Here is a 23229-nt window from a genome sequence, read left to right as displayed (position 1 = left end):
ATGGGGAAACAACCTGTAACCGAGCCGTTTTTGATTGAGAAGCTGAATGAAGCAAAGGTACATTTTGAACGTGCTTTGGATTGTAAACATACGGAGTTTGATGATCTATATCCCTATATGATTGAACATCCTCAGTTTTTCTGGTACAAACGCTATGTTGCCTGGTCAGAACTGCTGACGATTGCCGGATTGTGTGAGGAGGTTTCCTTCGAATGGAAGGAACAGTTTACGCCTCAGCAGGTAGAATATATCGAGAAGCGTGTCATGTCTTCAACCGTTCTGGATTTTTGGTACGAGAAGAATGACAGTATCGAGCCGGCACAGCGTTAATGGGTATATAGGACATCTCTTAGTCGGGATGTTTGTCGATATCGCAACGCATTCAAAAGACCTAAATGATCTCATTTAGGTCTTTTTTTGCACAAAGTTTATGAAGGGGGTATGGTGATGATTAGCGATGAAAGACTCGATGAGCTGCGGCTCTCCGGCGAGTTGGTCCGGGTTGTACGGGACGGCTTGGAGACCAATGATATTATAGGCTTTGTTGTAGCCTGGGACCCGGAGCAGGTCATTATACGCCGCAGAAATCGGCGGGTCGTTAAACTGGATCGCCGTTACAGCTACCAGCTTAAAAAGGAACCAAGAGTAAGCCCGATCGAAGAGTAGGCATAGATCTCGAACACGTCGGACAACTTAACCTCGCATCAAATTTTTGTGGAAGAGGTGCTTTAGGTTTATGGAAATGTCCAATGACAAGGTCTCGGCTTACAAGAATGAAATTCTGAATTTGAAGCAGAGCATGCCGGAAATGGCAGAAGCGTATCATCAGTTCACCGGCGTTTGCTTTCAGGATGGCGAACTGGATGAGCGAACGAAGCAACTGATCGCGCTCGGAATCGGACTGTTTGCCAATAATGAGCTGTGTACCTTCTATCATATGGAAGAAGCCAGAGCGAAGGGAGCCTCGGATGCTCAGATTATGGAGGCAGTAGCCGTGGCGTCTGCCGCCAGTGCGGGACATGCCCTCTCGCAGGGATTGACCCGCGTGCAGCATAATCTTCATTGATTCACGTGTCAGCGATAACCGTCTCAACCGGAGCATTCATGTTCAGTGGGGAGACGGTTATTCTCTGTTTAAGGGCAGCGATTTAGCGGGCGTAAACAGCGGCAGGAGGATGGGTTTGCTCAGAGGACTCGGTCTCGGGCGAAACCAGCCCAAGATAGGCTCGCATGCGGTCCATCATCTCCTCACGGAAGGATGGCCATAGAATGTTCATCGAACCAATGTAACCCCGACATGCATATCGTGCCTGGATTCCATCCTGGTTTTGTCCAATATCATACACCTTGATCGCCCGCTTGGTGAATTCCTGCTTCACCTCACGAAGAAGCACAGCAGCACGCTTGGCGCCATTCCCCACAATCTCTACATACAATTGAGGGCTCTTGAAGACACCGCTCTCCTGAATGATTCGGCAATCCCTTTCAAACACCTTATGAATGAACATCAGCAGCAGGTAACTCTTGATCAATGCACGTTCTTCCGTCGTAACAGCCGGTATGGCCATCAACATCACCGCCTTTATATAGAAAATGGTTATTGAATGAGAACTTATGTTCTTATTTTAACCGAAAAACAGGTTTTTAATCAAGTTTAAAAAAAGTGTTGACTCATTTTGCGCAGCGTGATATTATATATCTTGTCGCCGCTGATAAGGACTTGTCTCCTAATAGCGATGAACATGATACGCGGTCGTGGCGGAATTGGCAGACGCGCACGGTTCAGGTCCGTGTGGGCTAACCCCCGTGGAGGTTCGAGTCCTCTCGACCGCATCCTTATAAAGAAGCTCGTAAACTTGCTTTTTAGCAGTTTACGAGCTTCTTTTGTGTTGAGATTTTAGATGGGGCGGGATGAAAGACTTTAACCAAAATAATGCGATGCCGTTGACAGCCAACGCCGACAAGGTCAAAATTACCGCGGAGCTGCGGAGAAAGCAGCTGCGAGTAAGAAAGCCGACGACCCAACGGTGGCGGGCAAGAAGTTTCTGTGCCTGGGCTGTGCTGTGCTGAATACAATCACTCTTACATATTTACATACCTTTTCTCAAACAATACGGTTAGGTGTGATTAGCATGAATATGAATGGAAGGGGAGTAACCATGCGGAAGGCATTCAAAAAATTGATTATCTTGCTATGTACGATATGGATGATCGTGGACGGAGCACAGATCGGATATGGCGCAGGGGTGGCCTCTACCCCTACTGCTGATCCTCCCAATCAGGAAACAGAAGAAATCCACGAAGAATCCGGACGCGGCAGGCCTGATCTGGAGGCGAAAGTTAATAAGCTGGCCGTCATCATTGATGATTTTGGCAATGATCAGAAAGGGACTCAGGAAATGCTGAGTCTTCCTGTTAAGATCACGGTGGCAGTGATGCCTTTTTTGCCGACAAGCGTGAAGGATGCCGAAGCTGCGCATCGGCAAGGGCATGACGTCATCATCCATATGCCCATGGAGCCGAAGCAAGGACGATCTTCCTGGCTCGGACCGGGTGCCATTCTAAGTTCACTAACCGATGAGGAGATTCGTGAACGGATGGAGGAGGCAATCGATTCGGTTCCTTATGCCGTTGGGATTAATAATCATATGGGCTCCAAGGTTACCGGGGATGAGCGGGTCATGTCGATTGTGCTTGATGTATGCAGGGAGAGAGGGTTGTTCTTTATCGACAGCAAGACAAACTACCATAGTGTGATTGGCAAACTGGCAGCGGAGAAGGGGATGCCGTCCATCGCCAACGATATATTCCTGGATGATGTTCATACCGTTCAGCACGTGAGCAAACAGCTTCTGACAGCGGTACAGCATGCGGAAGAGAGAACATCCTGCATTGCAATTGGCCATGTCGGCAAATATGGAATCCGAACGGCAGAAGCGCTGAAAGGAACCATTCCGAAACTGCAAGCCAAGGTGGAGTTTGTGGGTATCAGCGATCTGGTTAGGGAACGATCAAGCTGGCGGCCGAATCCGCTGCCTGCAAATTAGCGTTGGTTAGCAGAACCGAATTTCGCTGTCTGCGTATTAGTGTCAGCAGCAGAACCGGAGTCGGTTTCGCCATGCCGTGAGCAACCGGCGTTAAAAAGATTATCCGACAAAGGTCCGCCCCTATCTTGAACAGCATAAAAAATGAATAGCCTTCCAGTCAAGGATCCGGTGATTCCATCCCTGTATGGAAGGCTGTACATATGTGTGGAGGCAGTATTCATTTATCGAATGCGGGAATCGGTGAGCTTGAATTGTCCTACCAGTTGCTGCATGGATTTTGCAATAACTTCAACATTGCCCGAAGTGTATCGTACGCTTTCGATTTCCTGTGTAAGCTCCTGTACCTTGCTCTCCACATCCTTGGAAATCTTCCGATTCTCTTTGCTGACCGATGCAATTTTCTCCATAAGCTGAACTACTTCATCAACCGCCTGATGTTTACGAACGTCATCTTCGGCAGCGGCGGCGAGCAGCTCGGAGGCCGCGGAAACCAGCAGGTTTCCTTCTTGCACGACCTTGGTTCCTTCCTTCATTGATTGCACGGCTTGCTGGGCGTCTTTATAGATATGGCTGATAATTAGGTGAACCTCCTCCGTGGACTTTCTGGTCAGTTCGGACAGCTTCCGGATTTCGCTAGCTACCACGGCAAACCCTTGTCCGTGTTCTCCGACCCGTGCTGCCTCAATGGAAGCATTCAGGGCCAGTAAATGGGTTTGGGAGGATATTTGCTCGATGGCGTGCAGCACGCCGGTGACCTCTTGAACGGTACCCATGAAGGTGCGGATCGTCTGATTCGTTTCCTCGACCTTCGAGGAGATATGAGACATCTTGTCTCCGATACGAACCACTTCATGTTTGGCTACATCAATCTGTTCATTGGCTTGCCGTTCCAGCTGACGGAGGGTTCCCCGCATCTGTTCCGCGCTTTCCTTCACGGCATCGATATCCTTCAGCTGGCTGCGCATGCTGTGAATCATCTCGCTAATGTTGCCGCTGACACGCTGAGCGGAAGTCACGGTGACGGCAGTTGTGTCATTCATCACCTGCTGGCTGGCGGAAACATCGCCTGCGGTCAATTTCACCTGCATCATGATGCTTTCGAGGGAGTCGATCATATTGTTGATCCATTGGGCTAATTCGCGCGTTTCGTCCTGATCGAATGGGCGGGTATCCAGGCGCTGCGTCAGATCGCCGGTACCTTCGGCATTCATGCGGATAAATCGGCTCAGGCTTCGAAGTCGATCGGCAATACGCCCGATTTCTTTGCGGCCGATCAGGGAAGAGGCCAGAAGACCAGTGGCCACGCAGGCCAATCCTCCTACAATTGCGGCGAGTGCGGGCGACCCATAAGCAGCATTAACATAAACAATGAGAGCTATCAGCATACTGGACACAAAAGTGGATAGGCCATGGAGCTTAGCATGTCTAAAGCGGATGCTGCGAACGCGGTAGACCTCTTCCAAATCCCCTTCGCACATCATCCCCCAAACATCCGGACAATGGGGCAAACGGAACGTCAGGCCTTTGCCGATCACCGGAATGTGGCGGTAATCGGAATATCCCGGAAAGGCTACGAACAAATTGCTTCCGTTCGCAATGGTATTGGCTACTCCCGGGTGCAGCTGCCCCGTCGCCGGGTCGGTAAAGATGAGCTCAAGCTCGGTATGCTCTTTTACGGAAACGGTTCCCCAGTCGGTCGTAACGCCGTCCTTCAGGTTCTCGCCATGGGTAAAGGTTCGGTCTTCAAACCGGCTTCTGGATAGAGCGGTTCCGGGCGCAATGTGATGATTCATTTCGGGCTTGGCCATGAAAATATAGTTGTCGCCGGAATCAGGGTAAACGTGGCCGGATTCCCGCTGGATTAAATCTCCGATCACGTCATTCGGCACACGGCCGCAGAGGATGCCGACAAACGTATCTCCCGTGTAGATGGCATTCATGAACAGGAGCGTCATTTTGTCGTGAAAGGTAGAGGAACGCGGGCCGATAGTTAAGGTAGTGGGATCGGCATACGGTCCAAAGAGCAATTTGCCAGTGTTCGAACCGATAAGATGGGTGATCGCAGCGCCCAGTGTACTGCTAGCGTTATAGGTTGTTCCAATATGTGAGGGGTATGTAGAATATATGACTTCACCAGAGGAGTTCAATAAGAATAATTCCGTAAAGTCGGTAGCGCGCGAATATAAGGCAGAGAAGAGCTGCTCCTGATTCAACCGGGCGTTTGATGACAAAGGGCGAGAATGTTCGCTGCCGACTTGTGATTGATAGGAATTATCCTTGTTCAGCTGCTCCTTCAGTCGGTCCAGATGTCCCCAATACTCATGACTCCAAGAGAATAGCAGCTCTTTACGCGTTTCTGCAATACCTACGAATATGTCTTCAACATCGTTCTTCATATTACGATTCAGACGCCATGAAATCCAGAGCGGAAGTCCTTGGCGATAGCCAAGCCAGTCAAACATCGCAATCTCCCCCAATTTCCATTTGAGTAATCTATCTTTCTATATGTTAGTTATACTATCATAATATCCTGAAATTTCTATATTTTTTTTTCAATAAAATGATGCTTTTTCATCTTGATGTTAATTTAAATGACACAAAAGAAGGTTTGTAGACCTAATTATTGGAGTAGGCAGGCCTATATATGCAAAAAAAAGCCCCAAATTACAGGGCCGTTAAATAACTGATAATCCCGTCGGCAATGGCTTCAGCGATCTGCATTTGACCGTTGCGGCCGGTTAATAATTTCCGGTCCTCCATATTGCTGAGAAAGCCGGTTTCGACGATGACGGCGGGTACTTGGGTTTGATTCAGCAGATAGTATGGTTTACCTACCATGATGTGATTGTTGCTGCGGTAAACCAGATTCAGCTGCTCTTGGATGGTGTCCGCAAGCAGGGTGCTGCGTCCCTCGGATTGATGCAGCACGATGCCTCCGCGCTTGGACGAGTTCTTCCCCCAATTCACATGAATGCTGACCACCAGCTTGGTCGGGATCTCGCTGCTGAGCTGCTTGCGCTGCGACAGATCACGGCGATGCCTCGAGGAGCTTCGATGCCAACGATTGTCATCGCTAAGCGCGTAATCGGCATCGCGGTTCAGGACGGCACGATAGCCTTCCTTGCGCAGCAGCATGAACAGTCTCCGTGAAATGGCCAGATTAATATCTTTTTCGAGAATTTCACCATACGACGTTCCTCCGTCGATTCCGCCATGACCCACATCGATCAGAATGACATCATGGGCAAAAGGGTGCAGCTGCCTTAGTTCGGACTGGTCGATTTCCTGACCTGAAGAGTGGGTGGATTCGGGCGTTTCGGTCAGAAGCCGGGTTGTCGATATTGGACTTTTATGAACGGCATGCGCTGAACGCGTCATGGCTTGCTCCTTCACTGGATATGCTCCCACAACAGAACCCGGGAGTGCCAGTGTCAAGAGAAGCATCCATACAACGGCTGTCTTAATCATGATGGTTCCCTTCTTTCACGTAAAAATTTCGGCTTTTTTAGAATGTGCATGTGGCGGGAAAATCATGCTGTTCAAGTGCGAGCGTCTAGAAATGATTGAAATGGAGCAAACTGATACTGGGATGTGGATAAACCAAAAGGAGTTGATTCGTATGGCTAGCGGCGACGAATTGATCAAGTACATTACCGAGCGCGTGGTTCATTTTATAGATACGCCTAAGGACGTTCGGCGTCAGGCGAAGGTGAAGGAATCCTGGACCACAAGGTGGTTCGGCATGATTCCGTTCTCCATGTCGCTATGGAAAGAGGATGTAACCACCAAGCGCAAAAAAAAGGGACGAAGTAACAGCTGATGCATGTTCAACTCATGAAATCGCATTTTGCGCACCGTGTGCGCACGATGTCAGGGTCGAAGTGGGAACATGGCACTTGAAGGCTATAGTCTCTTCTGCGTGCTGAGTGCACACTTATAAACCGTTTTGAAATAAAGGACGCTGCCCATTAAGGGGCAGCGTCCTTTGTCAGTCATGGCATATGGCATGGGAAAATTCGTATTATTCCGGCTGGGCATAAAATTGCCCTTGTCCGATTAACCGGGATGCCGGCAGAAAACGGAGGGTGTCTGTATTCCGCAAGGGAACCGAAACATAAAGTGCAGCCGGGTTCTCCTGATTCTCGGAGGACCATCGATGCCAGCCCGTTAAGTTAAAAGGCGCGCCGTAGGCGGCATTGCCTTTTGCGGACTTAAATATCAGGGTGGAGTGCTCCTTAAGTAAATTCCGCAGATCGGCGCTGCTTCGGGCTGTGAGATTTCCAGTGGTCAGCCACAGCAGATTATCGTAAGGATCCACGGAGCCGCCCATTGCGATGGAGGGCGTTCCGGCAAACCAATGACTGGATTTGGATGAAGTCACGAGTCCTTTGGATGTTGCAGGCAGGGATACGGATACCAGCTTCGTCGTTGAATGCGTCTGCTGGGGCTCATCCGGTAGGGCTTCACTATTTAGTGCATTAAAATAAACCGGCTTCTTGCCGGGCAGCTGGACCTGCCAGACGGGGGACACGCCATACAGCTTGCGTACGGTGCTGCCTTGAGGCAATGACCCTCCGGCCTTCACAAGGCCTTCCGCAGTGAGCCGCTCTTTCAGCGGCGCTTGGCTGTAGGGAAGGGTCGAGCCGATCCCGTATTCACTCAGGATATATCCACCGTCTTCGCCTGCACTGATAATCATGTATCCTTGCGGCAGTCCTTCATCGGAAAGCGTGACTAACCAGCCGTGCGTGCCCGGACCGAGCGGGGTGAACTCGAGTGTTGCTTCGTCCCATGTCGTAAATGGCGCATGGGCCGATAATTGGGCGACAGTCTCCTCGGCAAAGTCCATCAAATTCCCAGGAACCTGAGCTACAGCTTTGTTCTGACTAACCCCTGAAACGCCTGATGTGTGATGATTCGCAGTAAACGGGGTGCCAGTCAGACTAAGGCTGTTCGCAGAATTGGAAACGTCGGCCTGGCTTGCTGCAGCCAAGCTTGCCTGCGGCTGGACCGTGCTGAACCAGAGGATAGTCGTTACAATGATGGAAACAGACAACATTCGATATCGGCTGTTATGCTTGTTATCGGCTGATTGGGGCTTGAAGTTCTTGCAATCCTTGACATCATGGTTATGATGTTTCATGTTCCAACGCTTCAAATCATTAACCGCCTTTCCTTGGCCCTACGCGCCGTGGATGTGTTGGAATCATCATATCGGACAAGCTCTGCAAAGGCTGTTGCAAGCTGTCGCGGCAGGAGAAGGGAGAATGGTTCTTTTTTTGCCTGCTTTTGTAGAGGAGCGTCATGATGACGCACCCACAGGCGAACACAGATGAAATAGACCGCAGGTTATGACGGACAAGCTCACTTTCGGCTCGTACTGCCATTGCATTTCGGACCGGCGGTTCTTATATTGCTCCTCGATGAGCGCTTTTTTCTCTTCATCCTGCTCCTTGAGCAGGTCCTCGTAATAGCTGTCGATCACCAACAGTTCATCTTCAAGACGTTCTCTTGCTTTTGTGGCCCAGTCATAGTCGAGCTTACTTAGCTTATCGATAAGATGGTTCTCCAGCGCATCTACGGCCTGCTGCAAGGTAAGAGCAGCGGGGCGGACGTGAACGCTTTCCGGCAAGCGGGGCGTCAGCTCGCGTCCATCCAGGATCGCCGGGAAGTCTTGGGCAATCGCACGGCTGGATAGCGAGATTCCGAGAAAAAACAATTCCTCCCGCTTCAGATCACAGCTGAACTCTACCTTGAAGCAGACGCCCAGCCACTGCTCATACGGCGTGGAACGGGCTCTTGGACGAGGCTCGGTATCGCGCTGCTGGAACAGATAGACGCATTTGCCTTCCTCTCGGGAAGCATTCCAAATTTGGGCCAGCCGGCTGCTGCCGTAGCCAATGTTCTCCCGCTGAATGCGGCCGGGACCGAGGATGGGCAGAACCGGAGCATTCCCGTAAAAGCGGGCCAGGAGCGGATCCTGCGTAGGCGAGGCAAGCTGCGCTTTGGCTTCGGCTTCCTTGCTTTTTGCAAGCCGTTCGTCGTATTTTTCCGGATCAAACACGAAATTGAACGATAACGTTTCGGCGGGAGCGCCGGTACGCTCCACGAAACCCCAGTAATACGGGCGGTTGGTGAGCATTTTGTCGGCTTGCGGAGACAGTTTCACGGTGACATGCTCAGGCGATTTTTCAATGACGGTGCATTCGGTGGCTTCCAAATAGGCCATGAAGTGCTGCTGCACCTCCTGCGGCGTCATGGTCATATTAGGCTTCTTCCTCTCTTAGATTATCTTCGACGGTGCTTCCCTGCTCGATATCCTGCTTGATATGGTGAATCGAGTCGCCCAATGTGCTGATGCGCTGGCGGATTTCATCATCGTTGCCGGACTCCAGCATGATTTTGTACAGGCTCTTCTCGATGGACTCCTTCTTCTCGAACCGCTCGAGAATGACATCCAGACCCCCGATGACCATCTCGAACATGTTGATCTTCTCGTGCAGCAGGTTCAGAATGTGCTCTTCAATGGTTCCTGACGTGGACAGGTTGTAGATCTTCACGTCATTGGTCTGGCCGAGACGATGCACGCGTCCGATCCGCTGCTCGACCCGCATGGGATTCCAGGGCAGATCGAAGTTGATCATATGGTGGCAGAATTGCAGATTGATGCCTTCGCCGCCGGCTTCCGTCGCGATCATGACCTGCGCCTTGCCGCGGAACAGATCCATCATCCAGTCCTTCTTGCCGCGGTTCATTCCGCCCCGGTACGGTACGGAGATGAGCCCATGATCGCGGAAATAATTAAGCAGGTATTCCTGCGTGGCGCGGTATTCCGTGAATACGATGACCTTCTCGTTCATTTGCTGGATCAGCTCGATGGTTTTTTCCGCCTTGGTGTTGGCTTTGATAGCCTTGATGAGATAGACGAGCTCCCAGATTTTATCGCGCAGCGGAGAGTCCTCGGGCAGCTTCTTGGACAGATTAACAAGAGTCACGAAAACGGCATCGCGGCTGCTGCACACTTCACGCTGGAGCGTAACAAGGGACAGCATACTGCTTAAATTTCCCCCTGCTGCCTGATACTGATCTTTGACGAAGGACGTGACGCCGTCGTATAATGACTGTTCTTCGGGCGAGAGGCTAAGCCCTACATTGCGGACGGATCGCTTGGTGAATTTCACTTCGCCTTCGCCGCGGCGGTTACGGATCATGACCTTGGACAGCTCATCCTTGAGCTGCTCCTGGTTCTTGGGTCTTCGTTTATCGACAACAAAATTAGCGGCAAACTGCCCTTGGCCTCCAAGCTGGCCCGGCTTCAGCAGGGTGATCAGATTGAAAAGCTCGCTGAGATCGTTCTGCACCGGCGTGGCCGTCAGCAAGAGGCAGTATTTTTTGCGCAGCTTTTGAATGAATTGATAGTTGGATGTTTTCTTGTTCTTGAGCTTGTGCGCCTCATCGATGATGAGCATGTCGTACTCCTCGTTCAGCAGAATCTCCTGATGCGGATCGCGCTTCGCCGTGTCCATGGAGGCGACAACGATATCATTGCCCCAGGAGTACGCTTTTTTCTGCGCAATCGCGGGAATGCCGAACTTGGAGTTCAGCTCGCGAACCCATTGCAGCACAAGGGAAGCGGGAACGAGAATCAACACTTTGGATACCAGGCCGCGCACGATGTATTCTTTTAAAATAAGGCCGGCTTCAATCGTTTTACCAAGCCCCACTTCATCGGCGAGAATGGCTCGGCCCGACATCTCGAACAATACGCGTCTGGCGGTATCGGTCTGATGGGGGAGCGGGGATAAGCCGCCTAGGTGCTTGAGGCATTGCAATTCTTCAAAGCTTGTAACGAGACGCGATTTCTCGCCCTCCACGGCAAGCTGGGCCAGACGATAGTCACCCCAAGGTCCGCCCTTGTCCAGTCGACCGGCGAGATCGTCAAACCAGGAACGGTCGATCTGCAATGGAACGGGAAGACGCGGGTCGAAAATCATGCCTGAGTCGGCAGATGGCTGATGAAACATGTCGATCTCCTCCTGTTGTGAAAGATTCCGGGCCAGCGGTGTATATGTAGTATGGACGAAAAAAGAAGTCTTCATAACCTTGCACGGATTCGGAAGGCGTGGAATAACCCAAAGGGCGCACGGCTGCTGGAATTGGATATTTTCATCCTTTTTTTTCATAGGGATGGGCGAAAAAGAGAGCGAGAGGAAGAAAGCGGAAGCTTGCGAGCGGGAGCTTGGATCTGTTGGCTTAATTTTCACATTATCGGCATAGTTAACCTATATATAGTGTAGTATAATGGATTGGTAGCACTATATATGGTGTATATAGTGGTTTTGAATGTTTGACCGGCTACATAACAGGTTATGTTGTTGGTGAGCGCATAACTGCGGAACTTTTTAATTTTATATTTTATATAGGAGGTAGTTGCTCTTGAGTACGATGCAGAATCAGCGGCTGGAAGGTTTAAGCGAGAAGATCTTTTTGGACCGGTATGCCTGGAAGGATGCGGACACCAACAACGCTAAGGTAGGCGATGTGGTGCTCGTTTTGACGAAAGATGATCCTAAATTTCCGACCAAGGAAGTTGGCGAAATCGTGAAGCGCGAAGGCCGCAAGGTCACGGTGAAGACACGGAAGGGCGAGCTTGTGGAATCGGATGTGGAGAAGCTGACGTTAACCATCGAGAAAACGCCGGAAGAAATGTGGGATCGACTCGCGGCTGCCATGTCATCGGTTGAGGCAACGCCTGAATTGCAGGAAGAGTGGCGCGGGAAGTTCCGCGAGATTCTGGATGATTGGAAGCTGGTGCCGGGCGGACGGATTGCGGCTGGAGCGGGTGCAAGCGATGAATTGACGCTGTTCAACTGCTACGTAATTCCTTCACCGAAGGACAGCCGGGGCGGCATCATGGAAACTCTGAGCGAGATGACCGAGATCATGGCACGCGGCGGCGGAGTCGGCATTAACTTGTCTTCCCTGCGTCCTCGGCGCGCGATCGTAAGAGGCGTGAACGGTTCCTCCAGCGGTGCGGTATCGTGGGGCGGATTGTTCAGTTATACGACGGGATTGATCGAGCAGGGCGGAAGCCGCCGGGGCGCGCTCATGCTGATGATTAATGATTGGCACCCGGACGTGGAGGATTTCATTACCGTAAAGCAGACGATGGGACAAGTTACGAATGCGAACCTGTCGGTATGCGTCAGCAATGATTTCATGAAGGCCGTGAAGGAAGATCTGGACTGGGAGCTGGTGTTCCCGGATACTACGGATCCTGACTATGATGAGCTGTGGGACGGCGATCTGGATAAATGGAAGAAAGCCGGACGCCGTATCATTCCATATAAAACAGTAAAAGCACGCGAGGTCTGGCACACGATTATCGAATCCGCATGGAAATCCGCAGAGCCGGGCGTCGTATTCATGGAATACTATAACCAGATGTCCAACAGCTGGTATTTCAACCCGATTATCTGTACGAACCCTTGCGGCGAGCAGGGACTTCCGGGCTGGGGCGTATGCAACCTGTCCGCGATGAACCTGTCGAAGTTCTATGATGAAGCGAACCATGACGTTGCCTGGGATGAGCTGGCTACAACGACACGGTACTCCGTGCGTTTCCTGGATAATGTCATTGACCGGACGCCGTACCATTTTGAAGAAAACGAATTGAACCAGAAAAAAGAGCGCCGCGTGGGTCTCGGAACGATGGGTCTGGCCGAGCTGATGATCAAGCTGAACATCCGTTACGGCAGTCCGGAATCGTTGGAGTTTCTGGATAAGCTGTATGGCTTCATCGCCCGCGAAGCGTATCTCGCTTCCGCCGATATTGCCGAAGAGAAGGGTTCGTTCCAGGCATTCGATGCCGAGTTGTACCTGCAAAGCGGCTTCATGAAAAATATGGCCGAGGTGTATCCGGAAGTTGCCGAAGCGGTGCGTGAAAAAGGCGCACGGAACGTTACCGTCATTACCCAAGCGCCAACGGGCAGCACGGGTACGATGGTCGGAACATCGACAGGCATCGAGCCGTATTTTGCCTTCAAATACTTCCGTCAGAGCCGACTCGGTTTCGACGAGCAGTTCGTGCCGATTGCCCAGGATTGGCTGGACAGCCATCCGGGCGAAGAGCTTCCGGATTATTACGTCACGGCGATGAGTCTCTCCGCCGAGGATCACATCCGGGTGCAGGCGGCAATTCAGCGCTGGGTGGACAGCTCGATCTCGAAGACGGCCAACTGTCCGTCGGACTTTACGGTTGAAGATACAAAACGACTGTATGAGCTGGCATTCGATTTGGGATGTAAGGGAGTAACGATCTACCGCGACGGCAGCCGTGACGTGCAGGTGCTGCAGACGGAGAAAAAAGAAGATAAGGCCGTCGAAGCGACCACAGCTTCTACTGCGGAAACAGCGCTTGAGCAAAGCGCGGCAGGCCAAGCCGCAGAGGATGCAACGAACGTGGAGCCGGCGGCTGCCAGCGTGGCCGTGACAGCCTCAGCGAGCAAGAGCGGGTTGGATAAGCAATACAAGAAGCGTCCGCAAGTGCTGCGCGGCGCAACCTATAAAATGAACACGCCGTTCGGCATGGCGTATATTACCATCAACGATCTGGACGGTATCCCTAGCGAAATCTTCCTGAACGTCGGCAAGGCCGGTTCGGATGTGTTCGCAATGGCGGAAGCCTTGGGCCGCGTCTGCTCCTTGTTCCTGCGTTACGGAGACCACGGCAATAAGGTGGAGCTGCTGATAAAGCACCTCAAGGGCATCGGCGGCACCGGCGCGATCGGCTTCGGCGCAAACCGCGTAGAATCCATCGCCGACGCTGTGGCGAAGGCGCTTGAGACGCACGTGGCGAACAACGCCGGGGTGGATCATGACCATGATCCGGCACCGGTCGCAGCCACGATGGCGCCTGTCGATGCAGGCGAGGCCGAGGCGACGGCAGCCGCAGGGTATGGCGGACACGGCTCCCACGCAGGCGGCAGCTCGATGTCGCTGGATCTGTGCCCATCCTGCGGCGGTGCATCCTTAATTAACATCGAGGGATGTAAGACTTGCGGGAACTGTGGGTATAGTAAGTGTTCGTGAGGAAGCCGTTAGAACAGGACATTAGCAGCAGGTGTGATATTTCATAATTTTTTGGATTTGTTTCAGAATAAATTAGATAGAAAATTCCAAAAATCCTTAGAAACGATTATTTATTCATTTAATATAATAATTATGCAGATAAGGCCAGACAACAGGTATTGTTGTTCTGGTCTTTTTGGTTAGGAGGATTATTTTGCTGAATAGACCTTATATTTATGAAGATGAATCAATTGAAGGCTACATAAATAGGGTAGCGGCACTAAATTATCGAACTGAGAACTTACTGAAGTTCCCTTAGACATATTAAAAAAATAACATATTACAAATTACAAGGTTATCCTTGGCAAAGAGAACTATCCCTGATTGGTTATGAAAAATCGGATCCAATATTGCCCGTATTGTATTAACAATCAGATTTATCATCGATATATATGGGGAGTTCTTCCTTTAAAAATCTGTTTGGAACACGAAGTTATTTTGATAGATCACTGTAAAAATGTAGTTCTACACCTTTAACCGTAAACTGAAACAACTCGGCATTCATTTAACTTGAAAGAGGCTTAGTTTTACACTAGGTCTATTTTGTTTTGTTTAATGTATTAATTCTTGTATTAACATCTCTTCTTATTCAAAAGTCACTAGTTGTTTATTACAAACAATTCGTTAAAGTGAGCTTGAAAAATGTCGGCAGCTCCCCGGTTGAGTTCCGAGAAGCAGTCGCAGCTTAAAGATATCTTTTTATTCGTGTCTAATTGACAGGGGTATGACCAATATAGCGACTACGAATAGGGCTACGTTCTTGTCCTTCGACATGTGTCAAAATTTCAACTGATCAAGCTGTCGGCAAGGCCATGCAAGCTCATTTTAGCAAGCTTTCAAAAGATGTATGGATCTTCGTTTGTTTTAAAGGATGTAGCGAAGAGGTTATTTATTTCGATACTTTTTTTCCAGAGATATATAATTTTCTTTGAGTACTTTGATTTCTTTTATCAATGACTTGTAAGAAGAATAAACAGATGATCCAATTATAATCAGAAGAACTCCTGAAATCGGAAGAATAAATCTTAAAGTGAAAATATTATAAAAATATATGTCCGGGGTGTCTGATCTTACTGATCTAGGAATAAAGAGAAGCAAACCTATGACAATGAGAAGAATTCCTGCTAAGAGAGAAATACAGTATAAAACTTTGTGTTTTTGTGATTCCAACTTTTGCTCACCCCTCCTGATAAAATAAGGCAGTTGAGAATAAAAGTCTCAACTGCTTGTGCTCTTAAAAAAATCAACCTTTATAATTAGATAAATAATAAAGTTCAGGACTAAAGCCTTTTAGAATAAGTACCTTCCCACTTAGAGTAGTTTACCGTCGTATTGTATCCTAATCCAATATGTCCTTTCAAATTGTTTAAGGATGTAGATGCCCGATGATAGAAAAATTAGAACTATTGGAGTACAAAGAACCATCTGCATAGCTTTGATTCAAGTTATAATGGCCAAACGATAAACAGAGAAGGCTGGATGCATAGTTCAATAGGTCGTTCGAGAGTGTTTGGAGATTATTTGAGAATCTGTTTTTACGGTGACCGTTGAGACATACTTCACTTAAATAAGGAAAGTGGAGAGACTCATTTATACTATGGATGATTGATATATTCATCCGTCAGCGGTAGTAGATTAGTCCGACGTTGGTCTGATCAACATGATTTCATGTCGGGGGAACAATCCCCATAGAAAGTCTCTAATTTATCGGTACAAGTTCTTGTTCCGAGCTTCGCCAGCTCCACCCACAGCTTCTGAATTTAGAATTCTGGCTAAGCCAATCCGGCATACAATTATAGCCTGATCGCGTTAATGCCAGCATGGTTATACCAAAAAACCAAGACCTGCTGGAGCAGGCCTTGGTTTGGGTGTGATTATCGTATTACGCTGTCACAATTAGCATTGCCTTTACGCAGGCAGAAATCTTATTCGTAGGTCAGGCTGTCCAGAATTTCCTTCACGCTCAGTTCAGCGCAAGCCATGGACGTATCGGCTACGCCATAATACATCTTCACGACATCGCCATCGACCAGTGCGCCGCAGGAGAAGACAACGTCTCCGAAGAATCCGTTCTTCTCATAATCTGCTTCCGGCTCCATGATCGGTTGACTGGAGCGGGCGATCACTTTGGATGGATCGTTCAGATCCAGCAGCAGGGCCCCCATGCAGTAGCGGTGATCCAGGGTTGCACCGTGGTAGAGCTCCAGCCAGCCTTTTTCCGTACGGAATGGAACGGCACCGCCGCCCATACGGCCGCTGTCCCACATGCCATCACGCAGACCCGCCAGATGTTTGTGATTGCCCCAGTATATAAGGTTATCGGATTCGGCAACCCACATTTCCGGATTTCCCGTGCTTTTCGTGGTTGGACGATGCAGCGCATAATATTTGCCGTTAATTTTCTCAGGGAAGATCAGAACGTCCTTGTTGTCAGGTCCGAAAATCATGCCGTGATGCGTGAAGTTCACAAAGTCTTGGGTGGACACCATCGACTCGCCGACACCGACAGGCGATACGGCCGAGAAGTAGATATAATACGTTTCGCCGATTTGCGTTACACGCGGATCCTCGATACCGAACGTTTCAAGTGACTGTGCCGGATAGACAAGCGGTTTATCATCGATGGTAAAGCGGTGCCCGTCCTTGCTCCGTGCTACACGAATATAGGACAGAGAGGTCAAGTATTCGAATGTAGCGCTTTGATTCACGTTGCGAATGACACGCGGGTCGGAGAAATCATAACGCGCATCATCGGTACGGAATTCAAGAATGTCCAGCTTCTGCGTGTCTGCATTGAAGACAGGTGCCTTGACAATCATCGGATCAGAGCTAATGGGGCGCTCCGCTACACGGAGAAGCAGCAGCACTTCACCGTTATATTCGGCTACGCCTGCGTTAAAAGCGCCAATCACTTCAAAACCGTCATGATACGGCTTCACGTCAGCCGGTGTAACCAGAGGATTCTCCTCATATCTGTATATATTCATGGTTGTTTACCCCTATCCAATAAGCATTTTTTTGTATATGCGAGCTTGTCACCGAACCTCAATGGGTAAGGCAGCGGGATCTTTTATCCTATTGCTCGAATTTGAGGAACGGATCTTCGATTGTCACACGATGCGCTTCCGCATCGCTAATCCCTGCGTAGAGATCCGCGGTTCCATCTGGCTTGCGAACCAATCCTCCGCTAAATACAACATCAGCCAGATCCGGACGTTTGGTTTCACCCGGCAGGAATTCGGCCCGTACGGCAATCAATTCCATATCACTAAATGCGCCTGTCTGTGGATCGAGCGCAAACACCATCGGATAATAGTGACGATCACCGGCTTCATCAAAGCTGGCCACATGGCCAAGCACGCCGACAAGTCCATTGTTCAAAATGTGCAGCTCATTAGCCCCGCCCCATTCCGCATCGATGAATTGATCAGCCAGGAGGGGAGCATCGTTAATGAGTTCTATCGTCACGTCGTCAAGCGATTTCACCCTGGTAAAACCAATCTTACCTCGGCCGCCTTTTTCGCCTTGAGGACGTGTGAACACGCCGATTTCGCCGCCGGCCAGCTCCGTGAGGCGTAAATCCTTCATCGCGTCGGGTCCCGTGAAGAAAGGGGAGAGATCATTCAGCGTTTTGCCTTTCCGGAATACGGTTCTCCACATCAGCGCATTCTCCATCGTAGGATGAGGGAAGATCTCAACGCCGCCTAGGACCAGTTCGCCTTGAATGAAGGTAAAGAACGGATCCTGAAGCGTAAAGACAGGCGCTCCTACTTTCGGTATCCAAGTGCCGTCCTGCTCCACGAAAAAGTGGATTTCGGAATGCTCGCTGTCCCGCGATTCTACCCGGCCTGCAATCACAGTGACTCCATCAATCTGGAAAGGGGCTGTGATATTATACACATCCTTGTCACCTACACCCGTAAACTGAAGTTTTACCGGGTTCTGAACGGTGGATTTCTTGTCTCGATATGCTTGCAACAGCGCTGCGCATGTTTGTACTGCTGATTTATTCAATGCCACGAAGATGATGCCTCCTTCTATATAAATAAAAGATAACTGCTCTTAGGAAACCCAGACAACCGCCGTGTGAGGGGGGACTTCGACTACAGACCCGCCGAGCGATAAGGGTTCTTTGCTTGCAGCAACCAACTCCAGCTTCTGGTCAGACCAATCGCTTAGGTCCAGATGGAGCGGCTCGCTCCCGAACTGGAGCACAACGACGGCTTCATCGCTGCTGAAGCGTTTGGTATACACGATTGCCGAACCCTTCAGTTGATCCAACTTGACGTAATCGCCCATGGAGAGGGCCGGGTACTGAATTCGGAGCTTAAGCAGTCTTTTATAAAAAGCAAACATGGAGTTCGTTTGCTGCTGCTGTGCTTCTGCATGGATCTGCTCATACCCGGGACCCATTCCGATCCAGGGCGCCTGATCCGAGAAACCGCCGTAACGATTTCCATTCCACTGCATAGGAGAACGGGAGTAGTCCCGGCTTTTGGTACGTGCTATGTTCAACGCTTCTTCTTCTGTGCGTCCATTCTTCAGCGCGACTTCATAATGACCAAGACCCTGAATATCCCGCATATCCTCGATCCGGTGCGCGATGTGATTTCTCATCCCGATCTCGTCGCCATAGTAGATAAATGGGATCCCCTTCGCCGTTAACATGAGGGCTGCCATCAGTTTGGCTCTCTGCTCCTCAAGCTCGGCATCGCCTTCGCCGAATCTGGAAATGTGGCGCGGCATATCATGGCTGCTGAAGAACAAGGTCGGCAATTGATCCGGCGCATGTTGTTCTTCCATTAATTTGATCTGTTTATATAGATCCGCAGGCAGGAACTGTTCCTGACTGCCCAGGTTAAAGTTGAACACTACATCGAGAAGGCCGCTGCCGCTGTAGCGGCGCAGGATGTCCATATCCTCGGAGCCTACCTCGCCTACCATGAAGATGCCATCCCGTTCATGCACGAAACGGCAGATTTCGCCGATCGCTTCAACAATCCCATCCTGGTTCTGATCATACAGGTGAATCTGATCGCCGTTCCCATCAACCGGGTTATCCTGGAATTGGCCGGAGACTTTAAGAAAATTGATCACATCCAGCCGGAAGCCGTCAATTCCCTTATCCAGCCAAAATCCCATGACGTCTTTCATTGCCTGACGGACTTCCGGGTTGGCCCAGTTCAGATCAACCTGTTCCTTGGCAAAGGCATGGTAGTAATACTGCTCTGTATCCGGATCCCACTCCCAGGCGCTTCCACCAAAGAAGGATTCCCAGTTATTCGGTATCCCTTGATCTGAAGGAGACTTCCAGATGTACCAGTCACGCTTCGGTGAAAGGGCAGAGGATTTGGATTCCTGAAACCAGGGATGGGCCGACGAGGTATGGTTCAGCACCAGATCTACAATGACCCGGATCCCTCGCTGGTGAGTTTCTTCTATAAACCGCTCGAAATCTGCCATTGTCCCGTAATCCGGATCTATGGCGTAATAATCCGAAATATCATAGCCGTTATCGATCTTGGGTGATTGATAGAAAGGAGTCAGCCAAATTCCGCCAATCCCGAGCTCCTTCAGATAATCCAGCTTGGATGTAATTCCGGGAAAATCACCAACGCCATCCCCGTTTCCATCACAGTAGCTTGGCATATAAATCTCGTAAAAGGCGGTTTTCCGCCACCATTTCATTTGAGTCCTATCCATACGTTTTTCCACTCCCGGATGAACGGCGTGTCCATCCCTTTTATTTAAGAAGAAGCCCGAATAGCAGGTTGTAAAGTACAGACCTCTTATACGAGCTTCCTGCAGCAAATCTGATGTGGTTTTGAAGCCATCCGTGATTTATTTGAGACTGAACTGCATCCCTTCCTTGAACTTCTTGCCGAAGATCGCGAACATAATAATAATCGGCACGGTGAGCAGGACGGATGCGGCATACAGCGGACCTGGATAACTGCCATACGGTCCGAACATCTGGGACAAGAGAACGTTGAGTGTCAGCATATTGTCACTGCGTACGATGAGCATATCCCATAAAAGTTCTGTCCAGCGTTCCATCAGCAAGAACAGGAAGATAACCGCGGTAATGGACTTGGACATCGGAATCATAATTTTGTACAGAATCTTGAAATCCGAAGCGCCGTCCAGTTTCGCGGCTTCAATAAATGCATCCGGAACGGCTTTAAAGAAGTTGGTGTACATGAAGATCGCCCACAAGCTGACGGCCTTCGGTATAATCATTGCCCAGTACGTATCAAACAGTCCGACCTTCTGGATAATGAGGAAGTTTGGAATCAGCAAAATGATCGCCGGAAAGAACATGTGGAACAACACAAAGTTATTCACGGTGTCGCGTCCACGGAATTTCAATTTGGACAATGCATAGGCAACCATAATACCGAACAACATCATCAGGAAAGTGGAACCGACGGAAACGATAACGCTGTTAAAGAATGAATTCATCCAAGGTCTGGCAATGCCGACCTCACCGCCGGAGAAGAGCCATTCATAGGATTTTAATGAGAATTTGCTTGGAACGAGCTGCCGGTCCACCTGTGACCAATCTGCAAAAGAGTTGAGTACCATGTACAAGTAGGGGTACACCATGACGAGAAGCAGAAGGGTTGCCAGTATATAGCGGCCCGTGAGTCGACCTTTACTGTTTTTCTTAGACCCAACCATTGCGTTTACCCCACCCTTCCAGCAGTTTTCGAATCACATAGATAGAGATAAAGGTAACGACAGAAGCCATAATGGCTATCGCTGAAGCATATCCAGCTTGCAGATTCGTAAATGCTTGATTGAAGATTTCCATCTGCCATGTATTCGTTGCAAAGTTCGGTCCGCCGCCTGTCAGCTGGTAAACCTCTGTGAAGATACCGAAAGTAACGCCGAACGAGAGAATCAATGTTGTATATAGAGCAGGGTACAAGAGAGGCAGTGTAATCTTCCAGAATCGTTGTCTGTCGGTTACTCCATCAATTGCAGCTGCTTCGTAGACTTCTTTATCAATACTTTCAAGGCCTGAGGTCAGGATCAGAGCATAGTAACCTGTGAATTTCCAAGCCAAGATCAAGCCGACAATAAACAGTGCCGAGAACGGCGTGCCCAGCCAGTCAATGTTAATTCCGAACGTTCCTCTTAGGAACTCATTGACCGGACTGTTATAAGATAGAAAACCTTGTACGATCAGGGACGCTACAACCCCTGAGGAAAGATAGGGCAGGAAGAACCCTATTAGGTACACGCTTTTAAACTTAGGCAATCCTTGTATGACAACAGCTACGGCAAGTGACATGGCCGTCACCAGAGGAACAAATAACATCATGAATTTGTAGGTAACCCAAAAGGCGGATTGAACCCCTGGTGCTGCCATGGCTTTTCGGAAATTATCCAGCCCTACAAAATCAAAATCGGGAGCGATGAGGTCCCAAGTCGTAAAAGAAAGGTACAAGGACCAAATCAGCGGCCCCAGGAAGAATACCAATCCGAAAATAATGTAGGGACTGGCAAATAGCCAGCCCAACTTATTATTTTGTTTATTAATCATTATTGAAGTTCACCTTCAATCGCTTTCTTCATATTATTCCAACCGGTTTGCGGATCGATTTCGCCGCGGATGACCTTATTAAATGCCTCTTGTCCGATAAAGGTTTGAAGCTCATTGAATTTAGGGTTATCCATCGCAGGAACCCCTTTGGACACCGCTTCTGCATATGGAGCCAGTTCCGGTTTTTCAGCGAGGATCTGCTTGAAGCCTTCCACTTCGTTCAGATCATCACGTGCTGGAGGCAGGTTGGTTTGCTTAAACCATTTCACGTCATTCTCCTCATTGGAATAAACCCATTTCAAGAATTCAGCAGCAGCCTGCTGTGAAGCTTCCGGTGCACCTGAGAAGATAACAAGGCCTTTTGCATCCGCATAGGTTTTTGCATCGGCCGGATCCATATGATCCGGAACCGGAGGCAGGGTCAGGGTGAAGTTCTCTCCATATTTAAGTTCAGGATATTTCGTTGCCCACATATCGAATGTCCAAGGACCGATATCGGTGAACACACCCGCACCGGTTTCAAATGGGTCGGTTGCATTTTGAGAAAGGATGCCGCCAGCTTTGTCATCTGCAACCAGCTTCGTTCCTTCGATGAATTTGTTGCCGTCTGATGCTGCGTTGTAGAGCAAGAAGAAGTCAAACCAGCGTTTCCAAGCTGTAGGGTCGGCAAGGTCAGCACCTTTGGCCCACATATACTTATCCGGATACTTCTCTTTCAGTTTCGCAGTTGCCTCCAGAACTTCGCTGTACGTTTGGGGAGGCTCATTGTATCCGATCTCTTTCAGGAAGTCTGTACGCCATCCGATAAGCATCGGGTTTGAATAGATCGGCAATACATATTGATGACCATCCGCGAATTCCCACGGCGCAATGGTTTCTGTCATGTTCCGGGATTTTACCATCTCTTCGAACTGCGGCAGTTCGTCGAGAGGCAGGAGCGCTTTGCTGTTTGACAGTTGAGCAGCAAATCCACGGTTAATATTTTCAGCTACTGTCGGTGCATTACCGCCTGCGATGGCAGCCTGAATGCTTGCTTCAGAGCTCGGTGATTCTTTAATCGCACTGACGTTAACCTTTACTTTCGGATTTACAGTTTCATATTCTTTGGCCATCTCCTGCCAGAATGCTTGCTGTGGCGGATTAGGCGCTGCCCAGAATTCTACGGTGGTTACACCGTCTGCGCTTTGTTCGCTGTTGTCGCCGTTACCACAAGCTGCAAGCACCGTTCCACCTACCAATGTAATTGCAAGAAGCAAAGAAATTCTCTTTTTCTTCATGTTGACCCATCCTCCCAAATGCAATATGTCCTCCAAAGAACAGAGGGTAACACCGCTGAGTTTGTAACGTTACAAAAAGATGATTACAAATTACTGAAAGCGTTATATTCACATTATTATTCAGGAATACCTGTTTGTCAACGCTTTTTAACCAAAAATACCATAAACAATTAATTCCTGTGAGACATATCACAAAATTGTGTCACTTTACATTTTTGCTTTGTAA

General features: G+C 49.4%; 18 protein-coding genes and 1 tRNA gene. 7 read left to right on the top strand and 12 right to left on the bottom strand.

Annotated features, from left to right (window positions below):
- The 3 genes from AC0VZ8_RS23600 to AC0VZ8_RS23590 all read left to right on the top strand — a co-directional run bounded on the left by AC0VZ8_RS23600 (nucleotide 1) and on the right by AC0VZ8_RS23590 (nucleotide 1066).
- The gene (locus AC0VZ8_RS23600) at nucleotides 1–330 is read left to right on the top strand and encodes a hypothetical protein (RefSeq protein ID WP_071221736.1); all 330 of its coding nucleotides are present in this window, start codon (nucleotides 1–3) and stop codon (nucleotides 328–330) included.
- Between the two features lie 117 nt (nucleotides 331–447).
- Complete coding sequence (locus AC0VZ8_RS23595; RefSeq protein ID WP_071221735.1) at nucleotides 448–666, top strand: hypothetical protein; 219 nt, start codon at nucleotides 448–450, stop codon at nucleotides 664–666.
- Between the two features lie 70 nt (nucleotides 667–736).
- Nucleotides 737–1066: a carboxymuconolactone decarboxylase family protein gene (locus AC0VZ8_RS23590; RefSeq protein ID WP_071221734.1), complete on the top strand. Its 330-nt coding sequence runs from the start codon at nucleotides 737–739 to the stop codon at nucleotides 1064–1066.
- A gap of 82 nt (nucleotides 1067–1148) precedes the next feature.
- On the opposite strand, the gene AC0VZ8_RS23585 is transcribed toward AC0VZ8_RS23590, so the two are convergent.
- Complete coding sequence (locus tag AC0VZ8_RS23585; protein WP_475484609.1) at nucleotides 1149–1568, bottom strand: YhjD family protein; 420 nt, start codon at nucleotides 1566–1568, stop codon at nucleotides 1149–1151.
- A gap of 181 nt (nucleotides 1569–1749) precedes the next feature.
- Here AC0VZ8_RS23585 and AC0VZ8_RS23580 point away from each other — a divergent pair.
- Together AC0VZ8_RS23580 and AC0VZ8_RS23575 are read left to right on the top strand one after the other, a co-directional pair.
- Nucleotides 1750–1833 (top strand) — tRNA-Leu (locus tag AC0VZ8_RS23580).
- A 326-nt stretch (nucleotides 1834–2159) separates the two neighbouring features.
- Nucleotides 2160–3047, top strand: coding sequence for a divergent polysaccharide deacetylase family protein (locus AC0VZ8_RS23575; protein WP_475487750.1), 888 nt, complete (start codon nucleotides 2160–2162; stop codon nucleotides 3045–3047).
- A gap of 221 nt (nucleotides 3048–3268) precedes the next feature.
- On the opposite strand, the gene AC0VZ8_RS23570 is transcribed toward AC0VZ8_RS23575, so the two are convergent.
- Together AC0VZ8_RS23570 and AC0VZ8_RS23565 are read right to left on the bottom strand one after the other, a co-directional pair.
- Nucleotides 3269–5509, bottom strand: coding sequence for a methyl-accepting chemotaxis protein (locus AC0VZ8_RS23570; RefSeq protein ID WP_475484608.1), 2241 nt, complete (start codon nucleotides 5507–5509; stop codon nucleotides 3269–3271).
- A gap of 202 nt (nucleotides 5510–5711) precedes the next feature.
- Nucleotides 5712–6515, bottom strand: a complete 804-nt coding sequence (locus AC0VZ8_RS23565; RefSeq protein WP_475484607.1) for an N-acetylmuramoyl-L-alanine amidase — start codon at nucleotides 6513–6515, stop codon at nucleotides 5712–5714.
- A 151-nt stretch (nucleotides 6516–6666) separates the two neighbouring features.
- Between AC0VZ8_RS23565 and AC0VZ8_RS23560 the strand changes: the two genes are divergently transcribed.
- The gene (locus tag AC0VZ8_RS23560; protein ID WP_071221747.1) at nucleotides 6667–6867 is read left to right on the top strand and encodes a YqzE family protein; all 201 of its coding nucleotides are present in this window, start codon (nucleotides 6667–6669) and stop codon (nucleotides 6865–6867) included.
- A gap of 201 nt (nucleotides 6868–7068) precedes the next feature.
- On the opposite strand, the gene AC0VZ8_RS23555 is transcribed toward AC0VZ8_RS23560, so the two are convergent.
- The 3 genes from AC0VZ8_RS23555 to AC0VZ8_RS23545 all read right to left on the bottom strand — a co-directional run bounded on the left by AC0VZ8_RS23555 (nucleotide 7069) and on the right by AC0VZ8_RS23545 (nucleotide 11071).
- A complete protein-coding gene (locus AC0VZ8_RS23555) occupies nucleotides 7069–8205 on the bottom strand; it encodes a hypothetical protein (RefSeq protein WP_475484606.1) in 1137 nt (378 codons plus the stop codon).
- 144 nt (nucleotides 8206–8349) lie between these two features.
- Nucleotides 8350–9312 (bottom strand): YqhG family protein, encoded by a 963-nt coding sequence (locus AC0VZ8_RS23550; protein WP_475484605.1) that lies wholly within the window; start codon nucleotides 9310–9312, stop codon nucleotides 8350–8352.
- Nucleotide 9313: 1 nt separating this feature from the next.
- Complete coding sequence (locus AC0VZ8_RS23545; RefSeq protein WP_475484604.1) at nucleotides 9314–11071, bottom strand: DEAD/DEAH box helicase; 1758 nt, start codon at nucleotides 11069–11071, stop codon at nucleotides 9314–9316.
- 421 nt (nucleotides 11072–11492) lie between these two features.
- Here AC0VZ8_RS23545 and AC0VZ8_RS23540 point away from each other — a divergent pair, with 421 nt between their 5' ends.
- Nucleotides 11493–14138 (top strand): adenosylcobalamin-dependent ribonucleoside-diphosphate reductase, encoded by a 2646-nt coding sequence (locus AC0VZ8_RS23540; protein ID WP_475487749.1) that lies wholly within the window; start codon nucleotides 11493–11495, stop codon nucleotides 14136–14138.
- Between the two features lie 1964 nt (nucleotides 14139–16102).
- On the opposite strand, the gene AC0VZ8_RS23535 is transcribed toward AC0VZ8_RS23540, so the two are convergent.
- The 6 genes from AC0VZ8_RS23535 to AC0VZ8_RS23510 all read right to left on the bottom strand — a co-directional run bounded on the left by AC0VZ8_RS23535 (nucleotide 16103) and on the right by AC0VZ8_RS23510 (nucleotide 23003).
- Nucleotides 16103–17164, bottom strand: a complete 1062-nt coding sequence (locus AC0VZ8_RS23535; RefSeq protein ID WP_260066148.1) for a BtaManbiosPhlase — start codon at nucleotides 17162–17164, stop codon at nucleotides 16103–16105.
- Nucleotides 17165–17252: 88 nt separating this feature from the next.
- Nucleotides 17253–18197 (bottom strand): MTP-1 family protein, encoded by a 945-nt coding sequence (locus AC0VZ8_RS23530; RefSeq protein WP_475484603.1) that lies wholly within the window; start codon nucleotides 18195–18197, stop codon nucleotides 17253–17255.
- 42 nt (nucleotides 18198–18239) lie between these two features.
- Entirely contained in the window at nucleotides 18240–19880 is a 1641-nt protein-coding gene (locus tag AC0VZ8_RS23525) for an alpha-glucosidase (protein ID WP_475484602.1), read from the bottom strand.
- A 138-nt stretch (nucleotides 19881–20018) separates the two neighbouring features.
- Nucleotides 20019–20858 (bottom strand): carbohydrate ABC transporter permease, encoded by an 840-nt coding sequence (locus AC0VZ8_RS23520; protein WP_071221723.1) that lies wholly within the window; start codon nucleotides 20856–20858, stop codon nucleotides 20019–20021.
- Entirely contained in the window at nucleotides 20845–21723 is an 879-nt protein-coding gene (locus tag AC0VZ8_RS23515; protein WP_475487748.1) for a carbohydrate ABC transporter permease, read from the bottom strand. The genes AC0VZ8_RS23520 and AC0VZ8_RS23515 overlap by 14 nt, the downstream gene beginning before the upstream one ends.
- A gap of 2 nt (nucleotides 21724–21725) precedes the next feature.
- Entirely contained in the window at nucleotides 21726–23003 is a 1278-nt protein-coding gene (locus AC0VZ8_RS23510; RefSeq protein WP_475484601.1) for an ABC transporter substrate-binding protein, read from the bottom strand.
- Between the last annotated feature and the right edge of the window lie 226 nt (nucleotides 23004–23229).

The sequence above is a fragment of the Paenibacillus sp. QJM3NY_38 genome (assembly GCF_056173265.1).
This window is presented reverse-complemented; position numbering and strand designations above follow the sequence as displayed.

Bases quoted from the DNA above. Each gene is read 5' to 3' on its own strand.
- AC0VZ8_RS23600 (WP_071221736.1), top strand. From the start codon at position 1: ATGGGGAAACAACCTGTAACCGAGCCGTTTTTGATTGAGAAGCTGAAT.
- AC0VZ8_RS23595 (WP_071221735.1), top strand. From the start codon at position 448: ATGATTAGCGATGAAAGACTCGATGAGCTGCGGCTCTCCGGCGAGTTG.
- AC0VZ8_RS23590 (WP_071221734.1), top strand. From the start codon at position 737: ATGGAAATGTCCAATGACAAGGTCTCGGCTTACAAGAATGAAATTCTG.
- AC0VZ8_RS23585 (WP_475484609.1), bottom strand. From the start codon at position 1,568: ATGGCCATACCGGCTGTTACGACGGAAGAACGTGCATTGATCAAGAGT.
- AC0VZ8_RS23575 (WP_475487750.1), top strand. From the start codon at position 2,160: ATGCGGAAGGCATTCAAAAAATTGATTATCTTGCTATGTACGATATGG.
- AC0VZ8_RS23570 (WP_475484608.1), bottom strand. From the start codon at position 5,509: ATGTTTGACTGGCTTGGCTATCGCCAAGGACTTCCGCTCTGGATTTCA.
- AC0VZ8_RS23565 (WP_475484607.1), bottom strand. From the start codon at position 6,515: ATGATTAAGACAGCCGTTGTATGGATGCTTCTCTTGACACTGGCACTC.
- AC0VZ8_RS23560 (WP_071221747.1), top strand. From the start codon at position 6,667: ATGGCTAGCGGCGACGAATTGATCAAGTACATTACCGAGCGCGTGGTT.
- AC0VZ8_RS23550 (WP_475484605.1), bottom strand. From the start codon at position 9,312: ATGACCATGACGCCGCAGGAGGTGCAGCAGCACTTCATGGCCTATTTG.
- AC0VZ8_RS23545 (WP_475484604.1), bottom strand. From the start codon at position 11,071: ATGTTTCATCAGCCATCTGCCGACTCAGGCATGATTTTCGACCCGCGT.
- AC0VZ8_RS23540 (WP_475487749.1), top strand. From the start codon at position 11,493: ATGCAGAATCAGCGGCTGGAAGGTTTAAGCGAGAAGATCTTTTTGGAC.
- AC0VZ8_RS23535 (WP_260066148.1), bottom strand. From the start codon at position 17,164: ATGAATATATACAGATATGAGGAGAATCCTCTGGTTACACCGGCTGAC.
- AC0VZ8_RS23525 (WP_475484602.1), bottom strand. From the start codon at position 19,880: ATGGATAGGACTCAAATGAAATGGTGGCGGAAAACCGCCTTTTACGAG.
- AC0VZ8_RS23520 (WP_071221723.1), bottom strand. From the start codon at position 20,858: ATGGTTGGGTCTAAGAAAAACAGTAAAGGTCGACTCACGGGCCGCTAT.
- AC0VZ8_RS23510 (WP_475484601.1), bottom strand. From the start codon at position 23,003: ATGAAGAAAAAGAGAATTTCTTTGCTTCTTGCAATTACATTGGTAGGT.